This is a genomic window from Mucilaginibacter sp. CAU 1740, assembly GCF_039839285.1.
Classification (GTDB): Bacteria; Bacteroidota; Bacteroidia; order Sphingobacteriales; family Sphingobacteriaceae; genus Mucilaginibacter.
The window spans coordinates 503,140-522,860 of sequence record NZ_JBDOQS010000002.1; the positions used below are offsets into that span (position 1 = coordinate 503,140).

11 protein-coding genes are annotated in these 19,721 nt (G+C 43.3%); 9 read left to right on the forward strand and 2 right to left on the reverse strand.

Annotation, left to right across the window (positions count from 1 at the left end):
* Positions 1 to 96 precede the first annotated feature (96 nt).
* The 6 genes from AAFN85_RS06415 to AAFN85_RS06440 all read left to right on the forward strand — a co-directional run bounded on the left by AAFN85_RS06415 (position 97) and on the right by AAFN85_RS06440 (position 12,865).
* Positions 97 to 687 (forward strand): RNA polymerase sigma-70 factor, encoded by a 591-nt coding sequence (locus AAFN85_RS06415; RefSeq protein ID WP_347526213.1) that lies wholly within the window; start codon positions 97 to 99, stop codon positions 685 to 687.
* A gap of 59 nt (positions 688 to 746) precedes the next feature.
* Positions 747 to 1,940 carry a FecR family protein gene (locus AAFN85_RS06420; RefSeq protein WP_347526214.1) on the forward strand — a complete coding sequence of 398 codons (1,194 nt, stop codon included), beginning with the start codon at positions 747 to 749 and terminating at the stop codon, positions 1,938 to 1,940.
* Between the two features lie 203 nt (positions 1,941 to 2,143).
* On the forward strand, positions 2,144 to 5,494 hold the full coding sequence (locus AAFN85_RS06425; RefSeq protein WP_347526216.1) for a TonB-dependent receptor: 3,351 nt from the start codon (positions 2,144 to 2,146) through the stop codon (positions 5,492 to 5,494).
* Positions 5,495 to 5,513: 19 nt separating this feature from the next.
* Positions 5,514 to 7,322, forward strand: coding sequence for a RagB/SusD family nutrient uptake outer membrane protein (locus AAFN85_RS06430; RefSeq protein ID WP_347526217.1), 1,809 nt, complete (start codon positions 5,514 to 5,516; stop codon positions 7,320 to 7,322).
* Positions 7,323 to 7,498: 176 nt separating this feature from the next.
* A complete protein-coding gene (locus tag AAFN85_RS06435) occupies positions 7,499 to 9,811 on the forward strand; it encodes a glycoside hydrolase family 3 N-terminal domain-containing protein (RefSeq protein WP_347526218.1) in 2,313 nt (770 codons plus the stop codon).
* 378 nt (positions 9,812 to 10,189) lie between these two features.
* Entirely contained in the window at positions 10,190 to 12,865 is a 2,676-nt protein-coding gene (locus tag AAFN85_RS06440; RefSeq protein ID WP_347526219.1) for a ThuA domain-containing protein, read from the forward strand.
* A 140-nt stretch (positions 12,866 to 13,005) separates the two neighbouring features.
* Here AAFN85_RS06440 and AAFN85_RS06445 read toward each other — a convergent pair whose 3' ends face one another.
* Positions 13,006 to 13,374 carry a DUF2200 domain-containing protein gene (locus AAFN85_RS06445; RefSeq protein ID WP_347526220.1) on the reverse strand — a complete coding sequence of 123 codons (369 nt, stop codon included), beginning with the start codon at positions 13,372 to 13,374 and terminating at the stop codon, positions 13,006 to 13,008.
* A 403-nt stretch (positions 13,375 to 13,777) separates the two neighbouring features.
* Here AAFN85_RS06445 and AAFN85_RS06450 point away from each other — a divergent pair, with 403 nt between their 5' ends.
* Positions 13,778 to 14,593 (forward strand): SDR family oxidoreductase, encoded by an 816-nt coding sequence (locus AAFN85_RS06450; RefSeq protein WP_347526221.1) that lies wholly within the window; start codon positions 13,778 to 13,780, stop codon positions 14,591 to 14,593.
* Between the two features lie 51 nt (positions 14,594 to 14,644).
* Positions 14,645 to 15,556, forward strand: coding sequence for a helix-turn-helix transcriptional regulator (locus AAFN85_RS06455; RefSeq protein ID WP_347526222.1), 912 nt, complete (start codon positions 14,645 to 14,647; stop codon positions 15,554 to 15,556).
* Here the strand turns inward: AAFN85_RS06455 and AAFN85_RS06460 are convergent.
* Positions 15,553 to 16,821: an Hsp70 family protein gene (locus AAFN85_RS06460; RefSeq protein WP_347526223.1), complete on the reverse strand. Its 1,269-nt coding sequence runs from the start codon at positions 16,819 to 16,821 to the stop codon at positions 15,553 to 15,555. The two genes, AAFN85_RS06455 and AAFN85_RS06460, sit on opposite strands and share 4 nt — an antisense overlap.
* 207 nt (positions 16,822 to 17,028) lie before the next feature.
* Here AAFN85_RS06460 and AAFN85_RS06465 point away from each other — a divergent pair, with 207 nt between their 5' ends.
* Positions 17,029 to 19,677: a family 78 glycoside hydrolase catalytic domain gene (locus tag AAFN85_RS06465; RefSeq protein ID WP_347526225.1), complete on the forward strand. Its 2,649-nt coding sequence runs from the start codon at positions 17,029 to 17,031 to the stop codon at positions 19,675 to 19,677.
* The last annotated feature ends 44 nt before the right edge of the window (positions 19,678 to 19,721 follow it).

Genomic DNA, 19,721 nt, shown 5'->3' on the forward strand with positions numbered 1-19,721 from the left:
AGCAAGTTAATTGAATACAGTTTTTACATCAATAATTACGCAATCGATTGCGTAATTATTGGTAAAAGGATTTACCTTTGTTTTTGTGATAATTTGATGAGAGTGCTTGTTAACGAACCCGAATTAATTAACCTGATAGCCAATGGCGATAGGGAAGCATTTGCTCAATTTTACAGGGCTTATCTGAAAAATATTTACAAGTATATTTTCAGTATCAGTTATTCAAAAGAAACTAGCGAAGAGATAGTTCAGGAACTCTTTTTAAAGGTTTGGGAAAACCGGGAAAACCTGGGTAAGGTAAAATCTGCCAAAGCTTATTTATACCAGTGCGCAAAAAACCTTCTGTTAGATCATATCCGCAGATCGCGTGTTGAAAGCCGGGTAATGGACGTGATTGAGCTGAACGCTTTGGCAGGCGAAAACTATACGGAAAATAGTTTGGCTTACGGCGAATATTACCAGATCGCTCAACGGGCGATAGACCTATTGCCCGAAAAGCGCAAGTTGATTTTTAAACTGCGTTTAAATGATGATCTGTCGCTCGATGAGATCGCTTTAAAACTCCATATCTCCAAATCTGTAGTAAAAAAACAACTGTATGCCGGTGTGAACTTTGTGCGTAAATACATTAACGAGCATAGCGAAATAGCGGTATTGATTTTTTACCTGATCATTTCTTCACACTAATTTAAAATTATTTTTACCACGAGGGGTTCTTTAGGCTAAGATGTTCGTCTTAAGTGTATATGAGCCAATCTATACCCGAACAATTTTTCGAAAAACTCAAAAGTCATCAGCTTGATGAAAGCGATCACCTGAAGCTTACCGAGTGGTTTAAAACCGCGTCGGAGGCCGAAGTTGATCAGGTTTTGGAAAAGTATAGCTGGTATTTTCAGGAACAGCCAGATGAGTTGTATCCCGAAGATGGCCAATTGGTAAGTATTATTGAAAGTAAGATCAACAAAGCGGATACACCGTTTTCTGAAACTGATCTGCATCAGAGGCAAAGTATTTTATCTCCCTTTGTAAAAAGTATCTCCATAGCCGCAACATTGTTGGTAGGGGTATGCTTGTTTCATTATTTATCTAAGGAAAAAAAACATTCCGAAACTGAGGTTCAAATTGCCCGTGCTACAAAAATAGTTCCGGGCGGCAATAAGGCCATCCTTACGTTAAGTAACGGGAATACCATTACACTCGATTCGGCCCATAACGGAATGCTGGCTAATCAAAGCAGCGTACAGATCATTAAGAAAAAAAATGGCCAGCTTGTTTATGATGCTTCGGCAGTAAATCAAAAAGGTGGTGAAATCGCCTATAACACCATCACAACTCCACGGGGAGGCCAGTACCAGGTGCAATTGCCTGATGGTAGTAAAGTTTGGCTCAACGCTGAGTCGTCCCTGCGCTTCCCTGCACATTTTACCGGCTCACGCAGGCAAGTTACCTTAACCGGCGAGGGGTATTTTGAAGTGGCCAAAGATAAAGCGCATCCTTTTACGGTTGATATCAATAATATGGAGGTTGAGGTGCTTGGTACCCATTTTAATGTAATGGGCTACAAGGATGAGGCCGCTACCGCTACTACTTTGCTGGAAGGTTCGGTGAAAATTAAAAAAGGGAGTATCGAACAAATGATAGTTCCGGGCCAGCAGGCAAAGGTTAATCAGAATATCACCGTAGCCAATGTAAATGTGAACGAAGCGGTAGAATGGAAAAACGGCAATTTCAATTTCGCACACGAAAAACTGGAAGGCATTATGCGCAAAATAGCCCGCTGGTACGATGTTGATGTGGCTTACGAAGGTAAAGTTACCAATGCAACTTTTGTGGGTACCATACCGCGCTCAGAACAAATAAGCGAGGTTTTTAAATATTTAGAATTAACAGGATTAGTGCATTTTAAAATTACAGAAAGGAGAATAACCGCCATGCCATAACCTTTACTTACCGGCGGCTTTTCCATAAAAAAAGCCAGGAAGCGCTACCAACGCTTTCCCGGCAATGCCAGGGATATAAACCGCCAGATAACCGAACTACCAATTATTAAGTCAGATTTAAACCCAAAACATTCAAATGTATGAAATTTTATTTTCAAACAGGGGGGCGGCGTTTTGCCTGTTTTCCTAAAATTTTGCTTGTAATGAAGCTCACGCTCATTTTATTAATTACCGCTTTTTTACAGGTTTCGCAAGCCAGTTATGGCCAACGTATTACCTATAAAGGAAGCATCTCGGCCGAGAAATTTTTGCAGGTTATTCAAATCCAAACCCCTTTCAAAGTGCTGTATACCGAAGAGATGGTGAATGGCTTAGGCAATACAGACCTTAACCTGAAAAATGTAACTGTTGAAGACGCGCTTAACGCTTTTTTAAAGAATAAGCCATTAAGCTACACCATAACTAATAATGTAATTGTTATTAAAAATAAACCGATGTTGGTTAGCAGTGCCGATCAGCAACCGGTAACCATTACCGGTAAGGTGCTTGACGATAAAAAGTTACCGCTTCCGGGCGTAACGGTTTTAGTTAAAGGCACAAATACAACAGCTGTTACCGATGTTAATGGCGATTATAAAATTGCCGTTAATGATGCTAAGGCAACCCTTGTTTTTAGTTTTGTTGGTTTTGAAACTACCGAAGTTGCACTTGGTGCTAATACCGTAGTTAATGTGCAGTTAAAGGTAGCCAACCAAAATATCAGCGAAGTTGTGGTTGTGGGCTACGGAACGCAACGCAAAACATCCCTAACCTCGGCAGTTTCGGCGGTTAAAGGAAGTGAACTGGCTAAAGCACCGGTGCCCAATATTACCTCATCATTAGCTGGCCGTGTTGCCGGTATCTCTGCCCGCCCTAACGGTGGCGTACCCGGACAGGACGATCCGGATATTCACGTAAGGGGCATAGGAACAATAGGAGGCAGTGGTGCCCTTATTGTAATTGACGGGATCATCCGATCTAATATTGATCAGATAGACCAGAACCAGATCGAATCTGTTTCGATATTAAAGGATGCGGCCGCGGTAGCTCCTTATGGTTTGGCCGGTGCCAATGGTGTTATATTGATAACAACCAAGCATGGGCAAACGGGCTTGCCTACTTTATCATTAGGGGCTTACTACGGTATCCAGCGCCCAACATTTCCGCCAAATATGTTGAATGCTAAAGATTACATGACCCTTAAAAACGAGGCTGATGTAAACTCCGGTCTATCGCCAGAGTTTGCTACAGACCTGATCAATAACTATGATAACCTGCATGCGCAAAATCCTGATAAGTATCCTAATAGTAATGTTCAGCACGAACTGATTAAGTTGAACAAGCCTCAGCAAAGCTATAATTTGCAATTATCGGGCGGAACCAACATCATGCAATACTATGTGGGGTTCAATTTTTTAAGGCAAGATGGTATTTTCAATCCTCTAAATTATAACAGGTATAATTATAATGCTAAACTTGATATCAACGCAACCCCAACTACTAAAGTAAGTGTTGCGCTAAATAACTCCATCGAGCAAAACCAGACCGGGCCAATAGCTCAGGGTATTTCCTATATCCCTACAGCTGCTATTTATTACAGCAACGGCTTATGGGGGCAATCGGGAGGGTACTCACCTGCGGGCGATATTGAAAGCGGCAGCTATAATAAAATAAGCAGCAATACCGCGTTAAACTCCATAGCGGTTGAGCAGCAATTACCTTTTGTAAAAGGGTTAAGTATTAAAGGTGTATTTGGTTACGACCCAACTACAACTACCACTAAAAACTGGACACGCCCAAGCTACTATTACATCTACGATGGTACAACTTCGCCGGCTACCTACAAAAAAACGCAACTGGGTGATGGCTTTACCACACTTTCGCAATACTTTGGTAAAAGCCAAAACTTCACTTACCAGGGGTATCTGAATTACCATCGCACTTTTGGTAATAATGACATAACCGGTTTAGTGGTTGCCGAAGCACGTAATGGAATTGGTAGCAATTTCAGCGCATCACGCAGGGGCTTTAGTGTTGATGTAGATGAGCTTGATTTAGGTACATCTGATAAGCTGAATTTTAATAACGGAGGTTCATCAAGTACCAGTAGTTCATTAGGGTATGTGTACCGCTTAAACTATGCTTACAAGGGTAAATATATGCTTGAGGCTACCGGTCGTTATGATGGGCATTATTATTTTGCGCCCGGTCATCAGTGGGCGTTTTTCCCGGCGTTTTCAGCAGGATGGCGTTTATCTGAAGAAAAGTTCATTAAAGATAACTTCACCTTTGTTGATAACCTGAAATTGAGGGGATCATGGGGTAAATCGGGTAACCTTGCAGGCGGGCCTTACCAATATCTTACAAAATACAATTTGTATGGCAACGCTTATTCTTTCGGCACCTCGAGCCTTGTTCAGGGATCATATATCCCGCTGGAATCAAATCCGGAAATTACCTGGGAAAGGGCAACCAAAAGCGACGTTGGTCTTGATGGCTCTTTGTGGGGTGGTAAGCTAACCTTTGAAGCAGATTACTTTTACGAAAAACGGTCGGACATGCTGGTTGATCCTATAACCACCGTTCCGGTTGAATATGGTTTGGCTTTACCGCAAACCAACGCAGGTATTATGAGCAACCATGGTATTGAGTTGGTGCTTGGTACAAACAACCGGTTTAGCAATGGTTTGCAATTAGGCGTATCGGGTAACTTTAGCTTTGCCCGCAATAAACTATTACAGGTTTTTGAAAACAATGCCACCAAAAATGATCCTCAACGCAGCCGTACAGGTCGCGAATTAGGAACACCATTTGGCTATAAAGCTTTAGGTTTATTCAAAACATCCGACGATAAAAACGGCGATGGTGTTATTGACAGCAAGGATGGTTATAACGTAACCCAGTTTGGTACCCTGCATCCGGGCGACGTGAAATATGCCGATCTGAACGGCGATGGCAAAATAGACGATAAAGACGAAACCGTGCTAGGTTACCCAACCACCCCCGAAATTACTTATGGCTTAAATGTGAACGCTTCATGGAAAGGTTTTGACGTTACCTTGTTTTTCCAGGGCGCGGCCAACGCGAGCCTGAATATCCAGGGATACCAGACCGTTCCTTTCCGTATTAACAACACCAATACCTCTTACGAGTATTTTGATAACCGTTGGACACCTGATCATCAGGATGCCAAATATCCAAGATCATACGCTTCTAAAAACACCAACAACACAACCAACCCAATAAGCGGCGATGGTTTTGGCGCGTTCTCATCATCATTATGGATGGCTAACACAAGCTTCCTGCGTTTAAAAACAGCGGTAATAGGTTATACTATTCCGGCTGCTATAACAAAGAAGTTTAGCATCCAAAGCTTGCGTTTATATGTTTCGGGACAGAATGTGTTTACTGCAAGCCCGCTTAAGTTTATGGATCCGGAAACAGGTTACTCATCACGTGAAGAATCGTACCCTGTTCAAAAAGCCTTCATTTTTGGTCTGAACGTAACTTTTTAACCATAGCGTAATTAAAGTCATGAAGAAATTAAATAAAAATAGCACCTATTATAGCTGGCTGTTGCTGGTCGTATTGGTGCTCCCTATAGCATCCTGCAAAAAATACCTTGATAATGCGCCCAAAGATTCTATCGCAGGCGACGTACAATGGAGCAGCGAAACCACTGCCGATCTGTTTTTAAATGATATTTACCACCAGATAAACGACCAGGGTGATACCCCCGACCCTTTAGATAGCTATACCGATGATAACGATGGCGGCCCATACTGGAAATCATGGCGCTGGAGACAAGGCATTATCGGTCCGGGCGTTGAAGACGGTACCCCACAGGAAAACGATGGTGGTGCATCAAATTACGAGGAATGGGACGCGGTTTACCAGAAGATCAGAAAGTGCAATACTTTTATACAACAGGTAAACGCGCACCCGGAAAATCTGTCGCAAAATTACAGGAATAAAAGGATTGATGAAGTGCGTTTTCTGCGTGCATTTTTTTATAGCTATTTGTGGATGCATGTTGGTGGTTTGCCAATAATAACTGTACCACAGGATAGGACTAAAGATAGCCAGGCCGATTTGTTTAAAGCGAGGAGCACTTTTGGTGATACCTTTAATTTTATCGATACCCAGTTAGATTCGGTGGTGAATAACAAATATCTCGCAAAAAAATATAATTCGGGCGAAGGTGATGCCGGTCGCGCTACGATAGGTGCGGCGTTGGCTTTAAAAGGCTGGATCGAGTTGTATGCCGCAAGCCCATCGTTCAATACAGGTTCGCCGGTGATAGGTTCTGATCCTAACAAATTTTTCAGTTTTGGCAGTACAGATGTGGCCCGTTATGCAAAAGCCGCGGCAACCAACAAAAAGTTTATTGACGAACTGGGAGGTACTTATGCCTTGTTTCCGGATATGACAACCTTTTGGAAGGAAACTAACGAATACAACTCCGAAGTTATATTTGATAAACAGGAAGTTGCCAATACTACGGGTGGTGCATATAACCTTTTTGGCGGACCGGTTTACATATTGGGCCAGTATTACACCTGGGGAAATTACGACCCTACGCAAGAATTGGTTGATCAATTCAGGATGGATAACGGTTTGCCTATCAGCGATCCAAAATCGGGCTATGACCCCCAGCATCCGTACTTACACCGTGAGAAGCGTTTTTACGATTGGATAGTTTATGATGGTGCTCCGTACAAACAAAACTGGATGAGCAGAACTGATACTATCTACACCAGGATAGATAAGGTTCACCCATCGTTGAACGAGATCGACTTTGGTTCATCAGATGTATCAAACACTGCTTATTATTTCAGAAAACGCCTTAACCCGGATGTTGTACCTTCGGGTGGCAATAGCAATGGTATCAACTATGTTTACTTCAGATACGCCGAGGTGTTGTTAAATTATGCTGAAGCGCGAAACGAAGCGACCGGCCCTAATGCCGATGTTTATTCGGCTATTAACAAGATCAGGGTAAGATCAAACTTGCCAACGCTTGAGGCTACCTATGGCGGCCAGAATTTAAGCCAGGTACAAATGCGCAACGTTATCCGTAACGAGCGCAGGGTGGAGCTTTCTTTTGAAAACAAAAGGTATTATGATATTGTGCGTTGGGGGATAGGCGTTGATGTGCTTAATGTAGATAGGCATGGCATGAAGATCAGCAATACTTCGCCAACCGATAATAAAGGTGTGTGGAAATATGAACCTGTATTGTTAGGGCACCCACATGTGTTTACATCAAAAATGAACCTGAACCCAATACCGCAACCGGTAATTGACAGGAACCCGAATGTTAAGCAGAATCCTAATTATTAAGTGAATAAATAACCCCGGAAATTATACTTTGTTTGTTTTATTTATTGGGAATAAAACAATACCCCTAATATAATAGCCCGTGGCAACCGGTGTAAGCAAGCTTGCACCGGTATTTTAAAGCATTAAAAAGTATCCGGCCCGCAAAGGCCGGATATTTCAACTTAAAATAAAATCAGATGCTCAATCGTAAATCCATCTTCCTATCCGTGTTAAGCCTGGGGCTTGCCATAACGGCAAATGCCCAGCTTTACAAAGACCCTAAAGCGCCTGTACCGAAACGTGTGGCCGACCTATTAAAACGAATGACCCTCGAAGAAAAAATAGGGCAGATGAGTATGTCGTCGCTTACCGAAGCTAAGGATAGCAAAATTGCCTACGGGGTATTGGAAAGCCCTTTTACCAACGTGAGGGATGTAGCTATAAAATCGGCGGCCGCAAAAAAATACAGTCGCGAGCAAACACGCTTAGGCATCCCGCCGATACAGATAGGCGAGTGTTTGCACGGGCAGCTTGCCGCGGGTGCAACAACCTTTCCGCAAGCTATAGCGCAGGGCAGCACCTGGAACCCGGCGCTGATAGAAAAGATGGGGCAGGCGATAGCTTACGAGGCATCAACATCGGGTGTTGATCAGGCATTGTCACCATTGTTTGATTTGATCAGGGATGCACGCTATGGCAGGGTAGAAGAATGTTTAGCCGAGGATCCTTATTTGGTAGGCCAGCTTGGTTCGGCCTTTGTAAGGGGGATGCAGGGCAATCCCGCACAAACACGAAACGGTTTTGCATTTGATAAAGTAATGTGTACCGGCAAGCATTTCGCGGCTTACAGCAAGCCCATTGCCGGCATTAACATAGCGCCTGCCGAAATAGGTGAACGCGAACTCCGCAGCATGTTTTTAGCACCTTTCCGGGATGTTGTGCAGGATGCTAATATTGCTGCTATTATGCCATCGTACAATGAAATAGACGGCGTTCCAGCCCATAGCAACGAGTTTTTATTAAAACAGGTGTTACGCAAAGAATGGAATTTTAAAGGTTACGTTTTCTCTGATTACGGCGGCCTGAGCCAACTGTTTGATTTTCATAAGATCGCTAAAACCAAGGCGGATGCAGCCATGTTCGGTATCACTGCCGGTGTTGATCTGGAAGCTGCCCGCCCTGATATATATCCTCATTTAATTGAGTTGGTTAAAGCAGGCAAGATCAAAGAAGCTCAAATTGATACTGCTGTAGCACGTATCCTAACCCTTAAGTTTAAAGCCGGGCTTTTCGAAAAACCTTTGGCCGATACCGCGCGCATAAAAGATAGGGTACATACTGCCGATCATATCAAACTTTCGCAGCAAATAGCCGAAGAATCTATCGTACTATTAAAAAATAACAATAACCTGTTGCCTTTGAATCTTAGTAAGCTGAAATCCATAGCGGTTATTGGCCCAAATGCCAATAAGGTTCAATATGGTGATTATAGCTTTACAAGGGATAACCTATCGGGCGTAAATGTACTGGAAGGCATAAAGCAGTTTGTGGGTAATGATGTTAAGGTGAATTATGCCCAGGGATGCGAACTTACCGGCCTTGACAGAAGCGGTTTTGACGAGGCTGTAAAAACCGCTAATGAAAGTGATGCGATAGTTGTAGTGTTAGGTACAACAAGTGTTGTATTTCAGGGTGTGGGTTGGAACGGAAAAGCACCGGGCAATGAACCTAAAGATCCTTTTACCTGCGGCGAGGGGTATGATGTTACCGATATCGGTCCGCAGGGCGTTCAGCGCGAATTGTTACAGGCGGTTTATAAAACCGGCAAACCTGTTATACTGGTGTTAGAGAATGGTCGCCCATGGAGTATTAGCTGGGAAAAAGAGAATGTACCGGCTATTTTGGAGGCCTGGTATCCCGGCGAAAAAGGCGGTACTGCTATCGCCAATATTTTGTTTGGTAAAGTGAATCCATCGGGAAGGCTTAACATGACTGTGCCGCAATCAACCGGTCACATCCCTGTATTTTACAACTATGTAAACTCATCCCGTGGAAACAACCGCGAGCCGGGAACAATTGAAAAACCGGGTAGGGATTATGTGTTTTCATCTACCGATCCGCTGTTTGCTTTCGGCTTTGGTTTGAGCTATACTTCTTTTAATTATAGTAACCTTAAAGTATCAAAAACAACGTTCAGTAAAGATGAGCAGGTAACTGTTTCTGTTGATGTAAAAAATACAGGGAAGATAGCGGGGAAAGAAGTTGTGCAGCTGTACCTGGGCAATAAGGTAAATTCGGTGAGTACACCGGTTGTTGCCCTGAAGCGGTTCAGCAAAATAGCCATTGAACCGGGAGAAACCAAAACAGTTAATTTCACCATTAACGCTAAGGATATCGCTATCTGGAACCGCCAGATGAAATTGGTTACCGAGCCGGGAACATTTGATGTGATGATAGCTAAAGCGGCCAATGAAGTTGTATTGAAACAGCAATTGGAGTATAAAAACTAAACTAATGTCAGTGGATTTTTTAAGGTAATGATAATTGCTTAGGCATAAATCACCTTTAAAAACATAACTGAGTAACCTCATCTATAAAACCCAATTGTCATTTCGACGAACAAGGATCGGATTGCGCGTTTGGGGTGAGGAGAAATCTTCTGCACCTTGCTTTACAGCTTAGCAAGGCGTAGAAGATTTCTCTTTCGCTCCCGCGCTCTTTCCCTCCCGGCTCTATCGAAATGACAATTTTTATTAAATGTTACTGCTTCATTATCCACGTAGAAAAGTTATGTAATAATTGGGTTATACATTTTCGCAATCGATTGTTTTTATTAGATTTGGCCGCGAAAAATCCAATTGATAACAGCCCTAATTCTAATTTAATTTATGCGATTAAAACCTACTTTATTACTCACACTTTGTGTGCTGGTATTTTGTTTTGCCAAAATAACGCCCAAACCTAAAATACTGGTATTTACCAAAACTTCCGGTTTTCACCATGCATCTATCCCGGTTGGTGCCGCTGCTATTATGAAACTGGGGGCCGAAAATGATTTTTTGGTTGATACCACGTCCGACGCTGCGAAAATTACAGAACCTAATCTGGCTAAATATTCGGCAGTGGTGTTTTTGAGCACCACTGGTTATATGCTCAATAATTATCAGCAGGCCGATCTGGAACGCTATATGCAGGCAGGCGGCAATTTTGTGGGCATACACGCCGCTACCGATGCCGAATACGATTGGCCCTGGTACGGCCGTTTAGTGGGGGGCTATTTTGATAGCCACCCTGCTATACAGGAAGCTGTTTTGAAAGTGATAGATAAAAAGCATCCGGCTACCCGTAATTTACCCGAGAATTGGAAACGTACCGACGAATGGTATAACTTTAAACAGATAAACCCTGATGTTCATGTACTTTTAAATATTGACGAGGAAAGCTACAAAGGAGGCAAAAACGGAGCTAACCATCCAATGGCCTGGTACCATAACTTTGAGAACGGAAGGGCTTTTTACACCGAGCTTGGCCATACCGATGAGTCGTACAGTGATCCCGTTTACTTGAAGCACTTGCTGGGCGGGATCCAATATGCTATTGGCGACAATAAATTACCCGATTATTCAAAATGTACGGCGTTACGCGTACCTGAAGAAAACCGCTTCAGCAAAACCTCATTGATACAAGGCGTATTTTTCGAACCAACAGAAATGGCCGTATTACCTAACCTGGATATCCTGGTTGCCCAGCGCCGGGGCGAGATCATGTTATATAAATACGATACCAAAAAGGTAAAACAAGCCGGTTTTCTGGATGCCTATTTTAAAAGCCACACCAAAGGTGTTAATGCCGAAGAAGGTGTTTTAGGTTTACAGATCGACCCTGATTTTAAGGATAATCATTACGTTTATATTTATTACAGCCCGGCAGATACTTCGGTTAACCGCCTTTCCCGCTTCACGGTAACCGGCGATACTATTGATAACAAAACCGAAAAAGTTGTATTGCAGCTATACTCCCAACGCGAAATTTGCTGCCATACCGGCGGTTCTGTAGCCTTCGGGCCTGACCATATGTTGTACCTGTCAACCGGCGATAACAGCACACCTTTTGATGAAGGTAAAAAACAACCTTATGATACCCATGCCTTTGCTCCCTTAGATGACCGCCCTGGTTTTATAAATCACGATGCAAGGCGTTCGGCAGGTAACAGTAATGATCTGCGAGGTAAAATATTAAGGATAAAAATAAAAGGCGATGGTACATACACTATTCCCTCGGGCAATTTATTTAAGCCTGGCACTCCCAACACCAGGCCCGAAATTTATGTAATGGGCGACAGGAACCCATACCGCATAGCCGTAGATAAAAAGAATAGTTACCTGTACTGGGGCGAGGTTGGCCCCGATGCCAATAATGATAGCTTAGCTACAAGGGGGCCACGGGGCTACGATGAATTTAACCAGGCCAAAGCAGCGGGTTATTTTGGCTGGCCCCTTTTTATAGGCCCCAACATTCCTTACCATCCTTATAACTACGCAACCGGCGAATCGGGACCAGAGTTTGATCCCCTACATCCCATTAACGATTCAAAAAATAACACCGGGATCAGGGAACTACCGCCAGCGCAAAAGGCTTTGATCTGGTATCCTTATGCCGAATCGAAAGAGTTTCCGCAATTGGGTGCCGGCGGGCGTACCGCCATGGCCGGACCTATTTATTATGCCGACCAGTTTCCTAAAGGTGCCCGCATGCCTGATTATTATAACAAGAAGGTATTCTTTTACGATTGGATCCGCGGTTGGATAAAAGTACTTACCCTGCAACCCAACGGCGATCTGGATAAGATGGAGCCGTTTATGGCCGGTACCAAGTTTAACTCGCCTATTGATATGGAATTAGGGCCGGATGGTCGTATTTATGTGTTAGAGTACGGTTCGGGCTGGTTCAGTAAAAACAAAGATGCCGGTTTAGCACGGATCGACTACAATACCGGCAACCGCGCGCCGGAAGTAAAAAGCATCGCTGCTAACAAATTGTACGGCAAGCTACCCCTGCAAGTAACATTTACAGTTGCCGCTTCCGATCCCGAGAACAACAAAATGACCTATACCTGGAATTTAGGTAACGGTGTAAAGAAAACCACCACAGTCCCTAAATTACCTTATACTTATGTTAAACGTGGCAACTACAACGTAACCGTAAAGGTTGAGGACGAAGAGGGAGCTGCTGTTATCAGCAAAAGCATAGTCGTTTTGGCCGGACAAGATTCGCCGGATATGCAGAAAAAGTTGGCCAACATGAAGGCAAACAGCGCGGGTATGGCATTGATGTTATCGTTAGATTGTAAGGCCTGCCATAAAGTGGCCGAAAAATCTGTCGGTCCGGCATTTACAGAAGTAGCCAAAAAATATCCTAATACTGAAAGTTCAACCAATCGCCTTACCAAAAAAGTGATTGCAGGTGGCCACGGTAACTGGGGAGATGTAGATATGCCCGCCCATCCTAACCTGAAGCCTGCCGAGCTAAAACAGATCATCAACTGGATCTATTCATTGAAATAATAGATCTTGTTTTGAGCGCGATACCACCTTGTACTTTGTATGAGGTGGTATTGTTGTTTATTGGCAGTTAGGTTTTGGCTATATAACAAACGGCCTCACCCAATAGCTGGTTTACATGCCTTGTGAAGTAATCGCACGTTTTAAATAGTCGCCCGCAATATTTTTTCAATTTTCTTTCCTTTGGCAAGCTCGTCTACCAGTTTATCTAAGTAGCGTACTTTTTGTGTTAGGGGATTTTCGATCTCCTCAACACGATACCCACAAATAAGCCCGGTAATAAGCGATGCGTTAGGATTTAGCGAAGCCTGATCGAAAAAAGTTTGGAAGGTTGCTTTTTGAGCGATATGATCTTGAAGCTGATCTTCTGTAAAGCCCGTTAACCAGCTAATAACCTCATCCAATTCGGCCTTGGTGCGGCCTTTTTTCTCCACTTTGGTGATATATAATGGATATACCGATCCAAATATCATTTTCGCTATGCGCTCATCGTGTGTATTACTGGTATTCATTTTCTTGATAATGAAAGGTTATTGCAGCTGGTTAATGCTTGTAATGAATTAACGTAAAGTTATGTTTTTTCGGAAAACTGGAGGTTTAAACTCATCATATATCCAGGGAAATCGCTTTTAAAACACGAGGCTCCTATGGAGCCTGTTTCGATTCGAATATATTGCTATAAACACGATACTCCTAACGGAGTTGTAAAAGTACCCCGGCGGGGTAACGTGTTTGTAGAGAAAATTTGAAGAGATTTTAAAGGCTCCATAGGAGCCTCGTATCGAAAATTTGTTAAAAGCGATTTCCCTGATCAAATAACCCGAATCAGCAAAAAGCATACAACTAACCTTAATTAGTATTATCGGTGCCCACCTGCCACTACCGACCTTTACATCATAATTAAAACACAAAAAAATGAACCAGACAATTTTAATAACCGGCGCAAGTACCGGCATAGGAAAAGAAACCGCGAAACTATTTTTAGCCAAAGGTTGGAACGTTATAGCCACCATGCGCAACCCCGAAAACGAAACCGAGCTAACATCATCAGGTAATGTTTTAGTAACCAAACTGGATGTTTTGGATCAGGATTCGATCACCAATGCCGTAAATGAAGGCATCAAGGCATTCGGCAAAATTGATGTTCTGTTAAACAATGCCGGTTACGGTGCTTACGGCCCGCTGGAGGCATTTTCGAGAGAGAAGATCGTTCGCCAGTTTGATACAAACGTTATTGGCCTTTTGGATGTAACCAAAGCTTTGTTGCCACATTTCAGAACAAATAAAAGCGGTACTATCGTTAATATTTCATCTATAGGCGGCAAAATGGGTTTCCCGTTAGGGGCACTTTATCACGGAACTAAATTCGCGGTTGAGGGTATCTCTGAGGCTTTAAAATACGAAGTTGAGCAATTTGGCGGCAAGGTGAAAATAGTTGAACCTGGCGCAATCGCTACCGATTTTACCAGCCGCTCTATCGATATCAGCAACGATGAAAGCCTTACCGAATATCAGCCCTTATTAGGCAAGGTAATGGCCGCCGTAGGCACTATGTTTGAGAGCGCGTCGCCGGCAAGTGTGGTAGCTAATGTTATTTACCAGGCTGCAACCGATGGTACAGATCAGCTGCGTTATACTGCCGGCGAAGATGCTAAAGCGATAGTAGGCCTGCGTGATGAGGCTGATGACGAAACTTTTCTTAACGCCATCAAAAATCAATTTGGTATCTAATTTAATTGCGGCATTGCTTACGCAATGCCGCAAAGTTTTACCTTTATAATTATGAGCAGCTTTATCCACCTCGAACATATCTCGGCTTTACTTAAATTCTTCGGATTAGAGCGGACGGTGCGCCATCCACTGGTGGCAGCGGTTGATTTTAGCGAGGCCAAAAGCCATATCCCGGCGGGAGTGAGGCTTTCGGCCGATTTTTATGCGCTTATCTTTAAAGTTTATCCGGGTAATAACGTAAGGTATGGCCGTAAAGTAGTAGATTTTAATGATGGCAGCCTGATCTGTATGGCTCCCAACCAGATCATTGAAATGGATAATGACGAAGGTCAGCCAGATGGGCTTCAGGGCTGGGGGCTGTTTTTTCACCCGGATCTGATCCGCACTACTTCCTTAAATGATAAAATGAAGGATTACAGTTTCTTCTCGTACGAGGTTACCGAGGCCCTTCATTTATCGGATAAGGAGAAGCAAATATTACATGATTGCGTGTTGAAGATCGGGGCCGAGCTACAGGAAAATATCGATATCCACAGCCAGGCCATCATTGTTTCAACCATCGAACTGCTTTTAAACTATTGTACCCGCTTTTACGGTCGTCAGTTCATAACCCGCAAAAGTTCCAACAGTTCGGTAGTTGTTCAAATTGAAAAGATCCTGAATGATTATTTCAAAACAAACAACCTTAGCGAAAAAGGCCTGCCTACAGTGAAATATCTCGCAGGCGAAGTGTATTTATCCCCGGGCTACCTGAGCGATCTGCTCAAAAAAGAAACCGGTAAAAACACCCAGGATCATATCCATTTTCATTTGATTGAAGAGGCTAAGAATATATTGCTGAGTACCAACAGATCGGTAGGGGAAATAGCCTATTCGTTAGGGTTTGAGTATCCGCAGTATTTCAACAAGCTCTTTAAACAAAAAACCGGAAAAACGCCGGTTGAGTTTAGGGGGATGAACTAATCCTCAAATAAATATCCACTGTAGGCTAAGCCCGTAGCCACGCTTTTAAAGTTATCTCCCGAATTAAGTTTAACATGCGGAAACCTGTTCTTGAACAGTTTTTGAATAGCGCCCACCATGGATGTACCGCCGGTTAAAAACATACTATCGATGTTTTCCGGGTTGATATTGTTTTGAGCGAGGAATGTATCCAGGTAACCGGCTATGCGGTCTACATCTTTGGCTATGATCTGCTCATAATTTTCAAGGCTTATCTGTTCATCAATGCTGATGTCCATTTTATGATAACTGAATGGTGCGTTATCTTCGGCAGTAAGGGTGATCTTTGTTTTTTCGATAGATTGAAATACCGAATAGCCCAGGTTGTTTTCAAGCAGCGTCATCAGGTTTTTGAACAGCGGATCATTACCCGAATAGTAATAATAATCTTCAATATCCCGCTGAATCCGTAGGCTATTAAAGAAGTTCATTTGCTCCCACGAGCAAATATTGGCGAAAAGAGATTTTGGTACGGTTAGCACCTTGCCCGGAGTAGCTTCGTATTGAGTGTTTTTGCCAAAGTAAGGCGTCCCCTTTTCCCACATAAAAGCCGAATCAAAGCTATCGCCGCCTATATAAATACCGCCGTTGGCCAGGATATCGTCTTTCCTGTCCTTAAGCCCTGTTTTTTTCGGGTCGAGTACTAAATAGGTAAAGTCGGTAGTACCGCCACCTAAATCGGCTACCAATACATTTTCTTTTTGGGTGAGGCTTTTTTCGTAAGCAAAAGCTGCACCGATAGGTTCAAACTGAAAACGGATCTGTTCAAAACCAGCCAGATCAGCCGCTTTGCTTAGGCGGGTTTGCGCAAGGGTATCCTTTTTAACATCGTCGTCATCAAAAAACACCGGGCGACCGATAACGGCTTTGCGGCAATCCTGACTGATCAGTTCATCGGCCCGGCCTTTCAGTTCCTTTAAAATGATCGCAACCAGGTCTGAAGCATTATACTTTTTACCCTGTATGCGGGTTTCGATAAAACTGCTTCGCGGTAAAATTTGTTTTACCGATTTGATGAATCGCCCCTTCATATCATCTTCCAGGTAAGCAGAAATAGCCGCTTCGCCTACCACATAATTAGGCGAATTACCCGGCCCTGTGTGCTGGTAAAAATAAATGAGCGATGGTATAATTATAGTGCCATGTACCTGGTTGGTATCTTCATTGTAAATAACCAAAGCCGAGTTAGTCGTTCCAAAATCAATTCCGTATAAAAAATTACTCATAACAGGAGGGGATAAATCTCTAAAAATGCGGGCGGCGAAAGTATAAAAAAAGAATGGCGTAGGCAAACAGATCTGTATATCGATAAATGCCTTCGTGGCTTAAAGATGTGAGATCGTTTACATAAATGTCAGACAGACAGGGATAGTTTATTAATGCAATTGACTTAGCTTCGGAAACCAATTATTAGCCTTACGCTGCCTTAAACTATGAGATTAACTATCACCACGCTCGCCCTGCTATCCTTGTGCAAAATAAGTTCGGCACAAATTACCGCAACAAACCTTTTAACCGAAGGTCAGAAAAATCCTATCAGCATTGATGCGCTTAACCCCAGGTTCAGCTGGCAATTGGCTGCTTATAAAAATATTGCCCAAATCGCTTATGAAATTGAGGTTGATACGCTCGGTTCAACAAGCGATAAGATGGGTAAGTATTGGTCGACAGGTAAAGTATTATCCGCTCAATCATTGTTCATATTTTACCAGGGTAAAGCGTTACGATCTGGCCATACTTACTTTTGGAAAGTAAGGCTTTGGGATAATAGCGGCAAGCAATCACCCTGGAGCGAGACGGCATCATGGAAAATGGGACTTTTATCTCCAAATGATTGGAAGGCGCAATGGATAGGCCCATCCTCTCAGGATGTTGTTAACGGGCCTTCGCCATTGTTGCGAAACGGGTTCGCGATAAATAAAGAAATTCGCGAGGCTACAGCTTACATAACCTCTTACGGTTTCTACGAAGCCCAGATAAACGGCAAAAAGGTAGGAGATGCTTACCTTACTCCCGGCTGGACAAGCTATAATAAGCGTTTACAATATCAGGCTTACGACGTAAAACCTTTGCTAACACAGGGCGATAACGCTATTGGTGTTACGTTGGGTAGTGGTTGGTATCGAAGCCCGCTTGGGCCGGTACAGCCGCGCCCTAATTTTTATGGAAAAGAACTTGGCCTTCTGTTACAGATCAAAGTAATTTATACAGATGGTACCGAAAAACTGATCGTTTCGGACGGAAGCTGGAAATCATCAACCGGCGCGCTGCGTTTTGCCGAAATTTATGATGGCAGCATTACAGATACCCGGCTTGATCAAAAAGGCTGGGCTACTGCCGGGTTTGATGATCATAACTGGCAAGGCGTAAAAGTGCAATCTCATGATAATAGTAACCTCGTAGCAACAGTTAACGAACCTGTAAGGCAGCACGAAACTTTTAAACCCATTAAAGTTATCACTACTCCAAAAGGCGAAAAGATAATTGATTTTGGCCAGAACCTTGTAGGTTGGGTGCGCGTAACTGTAAAAGGCCACGCAGGCGATTCGATCCGGATATCGCACGCCGAAGTATTGGATAAACCCGGTAATTTTTATACCGAAAACCTTCGCGCTGCCAAAGCTCAGAACATCTATATTTTAAATGATAACGAAACGCATACCTTCGAACCCCAGTTTACCTGGCAGGGCTTTAGATATATCAAAGTACAAGGCATAAAAGGCGATTTGAACCCTGATGATTTTACGGCGATATCTTTATACTCGGATATGAAGGTTACCGGGAGCTTTTCCTGCTCAAATCCGCTGCTTAATCAGCTGCAACACAATATACAATGGGGGCAAAGGGGCAACTTTTTGGATGTACCAACGGATTGCCCGCAACGCGATGAGCGTTTAGGCTGGACGGGCGATGCCCAGGTTTTTTCGCGCACGGCTTCATATAACATGAACGTGCATGACTTTTTTACCAAGTGGCTTAAAGATGTAGCTGCCGACCAATATCCAACCGGTAGCATCCCGTACGTGATTCCTGATATATTAAAAACCGGCAACAACGAGGTTGGCGGCAGCTCGGGCTGGGGAGATGTATCAACTATTGTTCCATGGACCGTTTATACCGCTTACGGCGATAAGCAGGTGCTGGAAACACAATACAAAAGCATGAAAGCCTGGGTTGATTTTATCACCAAACAAAGCCGCAATAACCTATGGGTTACCGGAAACCACTTTGGCGACTGGCTTTTTTACAGCGTAAATGATGATAGGGATGGTAACTCGGCTATTACCAATAAATACCTGATAGCGCAGTGCTTTTATGCCCGCTCAACACAAATTTTGCTCAACAGCGCCAAACTCTTAAATAAAAAAGCCGATGAGCAGTTTTATACACAGCTGCTGCAGAAAATTAAAAGTGCTTACCAGAGGGAATATGTTACACCAAATGGATTGATCTCGTCAGATACCCAAACAGCTTATGTACTTGCGCTCGAGTTTGATATGCTGCCTGCCAGTCTTCGTCAGCAAGCGGCTGATCGGTTGGTTAAAAATATCAAGTTATACAATTATCACCTTACCACAGGCTTTTTAGGTACACCGTATTTATGCGATGTATTGAGCAAATTCAACCATGCCGACGTGGCTTATAAACTATTATTGCAGGACACCTATCCATCATGGTTATATCCAATAAAGGCCGGTGCCACCACCATCTGGGAACGATGGGATGGCATCCGTACCGATGGCAGTTTTGAAGAAGCATCTATGAACTCGTATAACCACTACGCTTATGGTGCCATTGGCGATTGGATGTATCAAAATATTACAGGTATCCAGGCTGCGGAGGCAGGTTATAAAAAGATCATCATTAAACCCATCATCGGCGGTAATTTAACCTGGGCTGAGGCGGGTTATGATTGCCCTTATGGCCACATTAACAGTAAATGGAAAATAGATGCGGGCAAACTTGATATGACGGTTGTGATCCCTCCAAACACCACCGCGGATATTTTTGTTCCGGATGCGCAGGGTAAAACCTATCAAAAGTATTCGGTACAAAGCGGGGAGTATCATTATAGCAGATAGGGCACTTAAAGTTTTGCTGATCTGATCGAAGATATAGCAGGTGG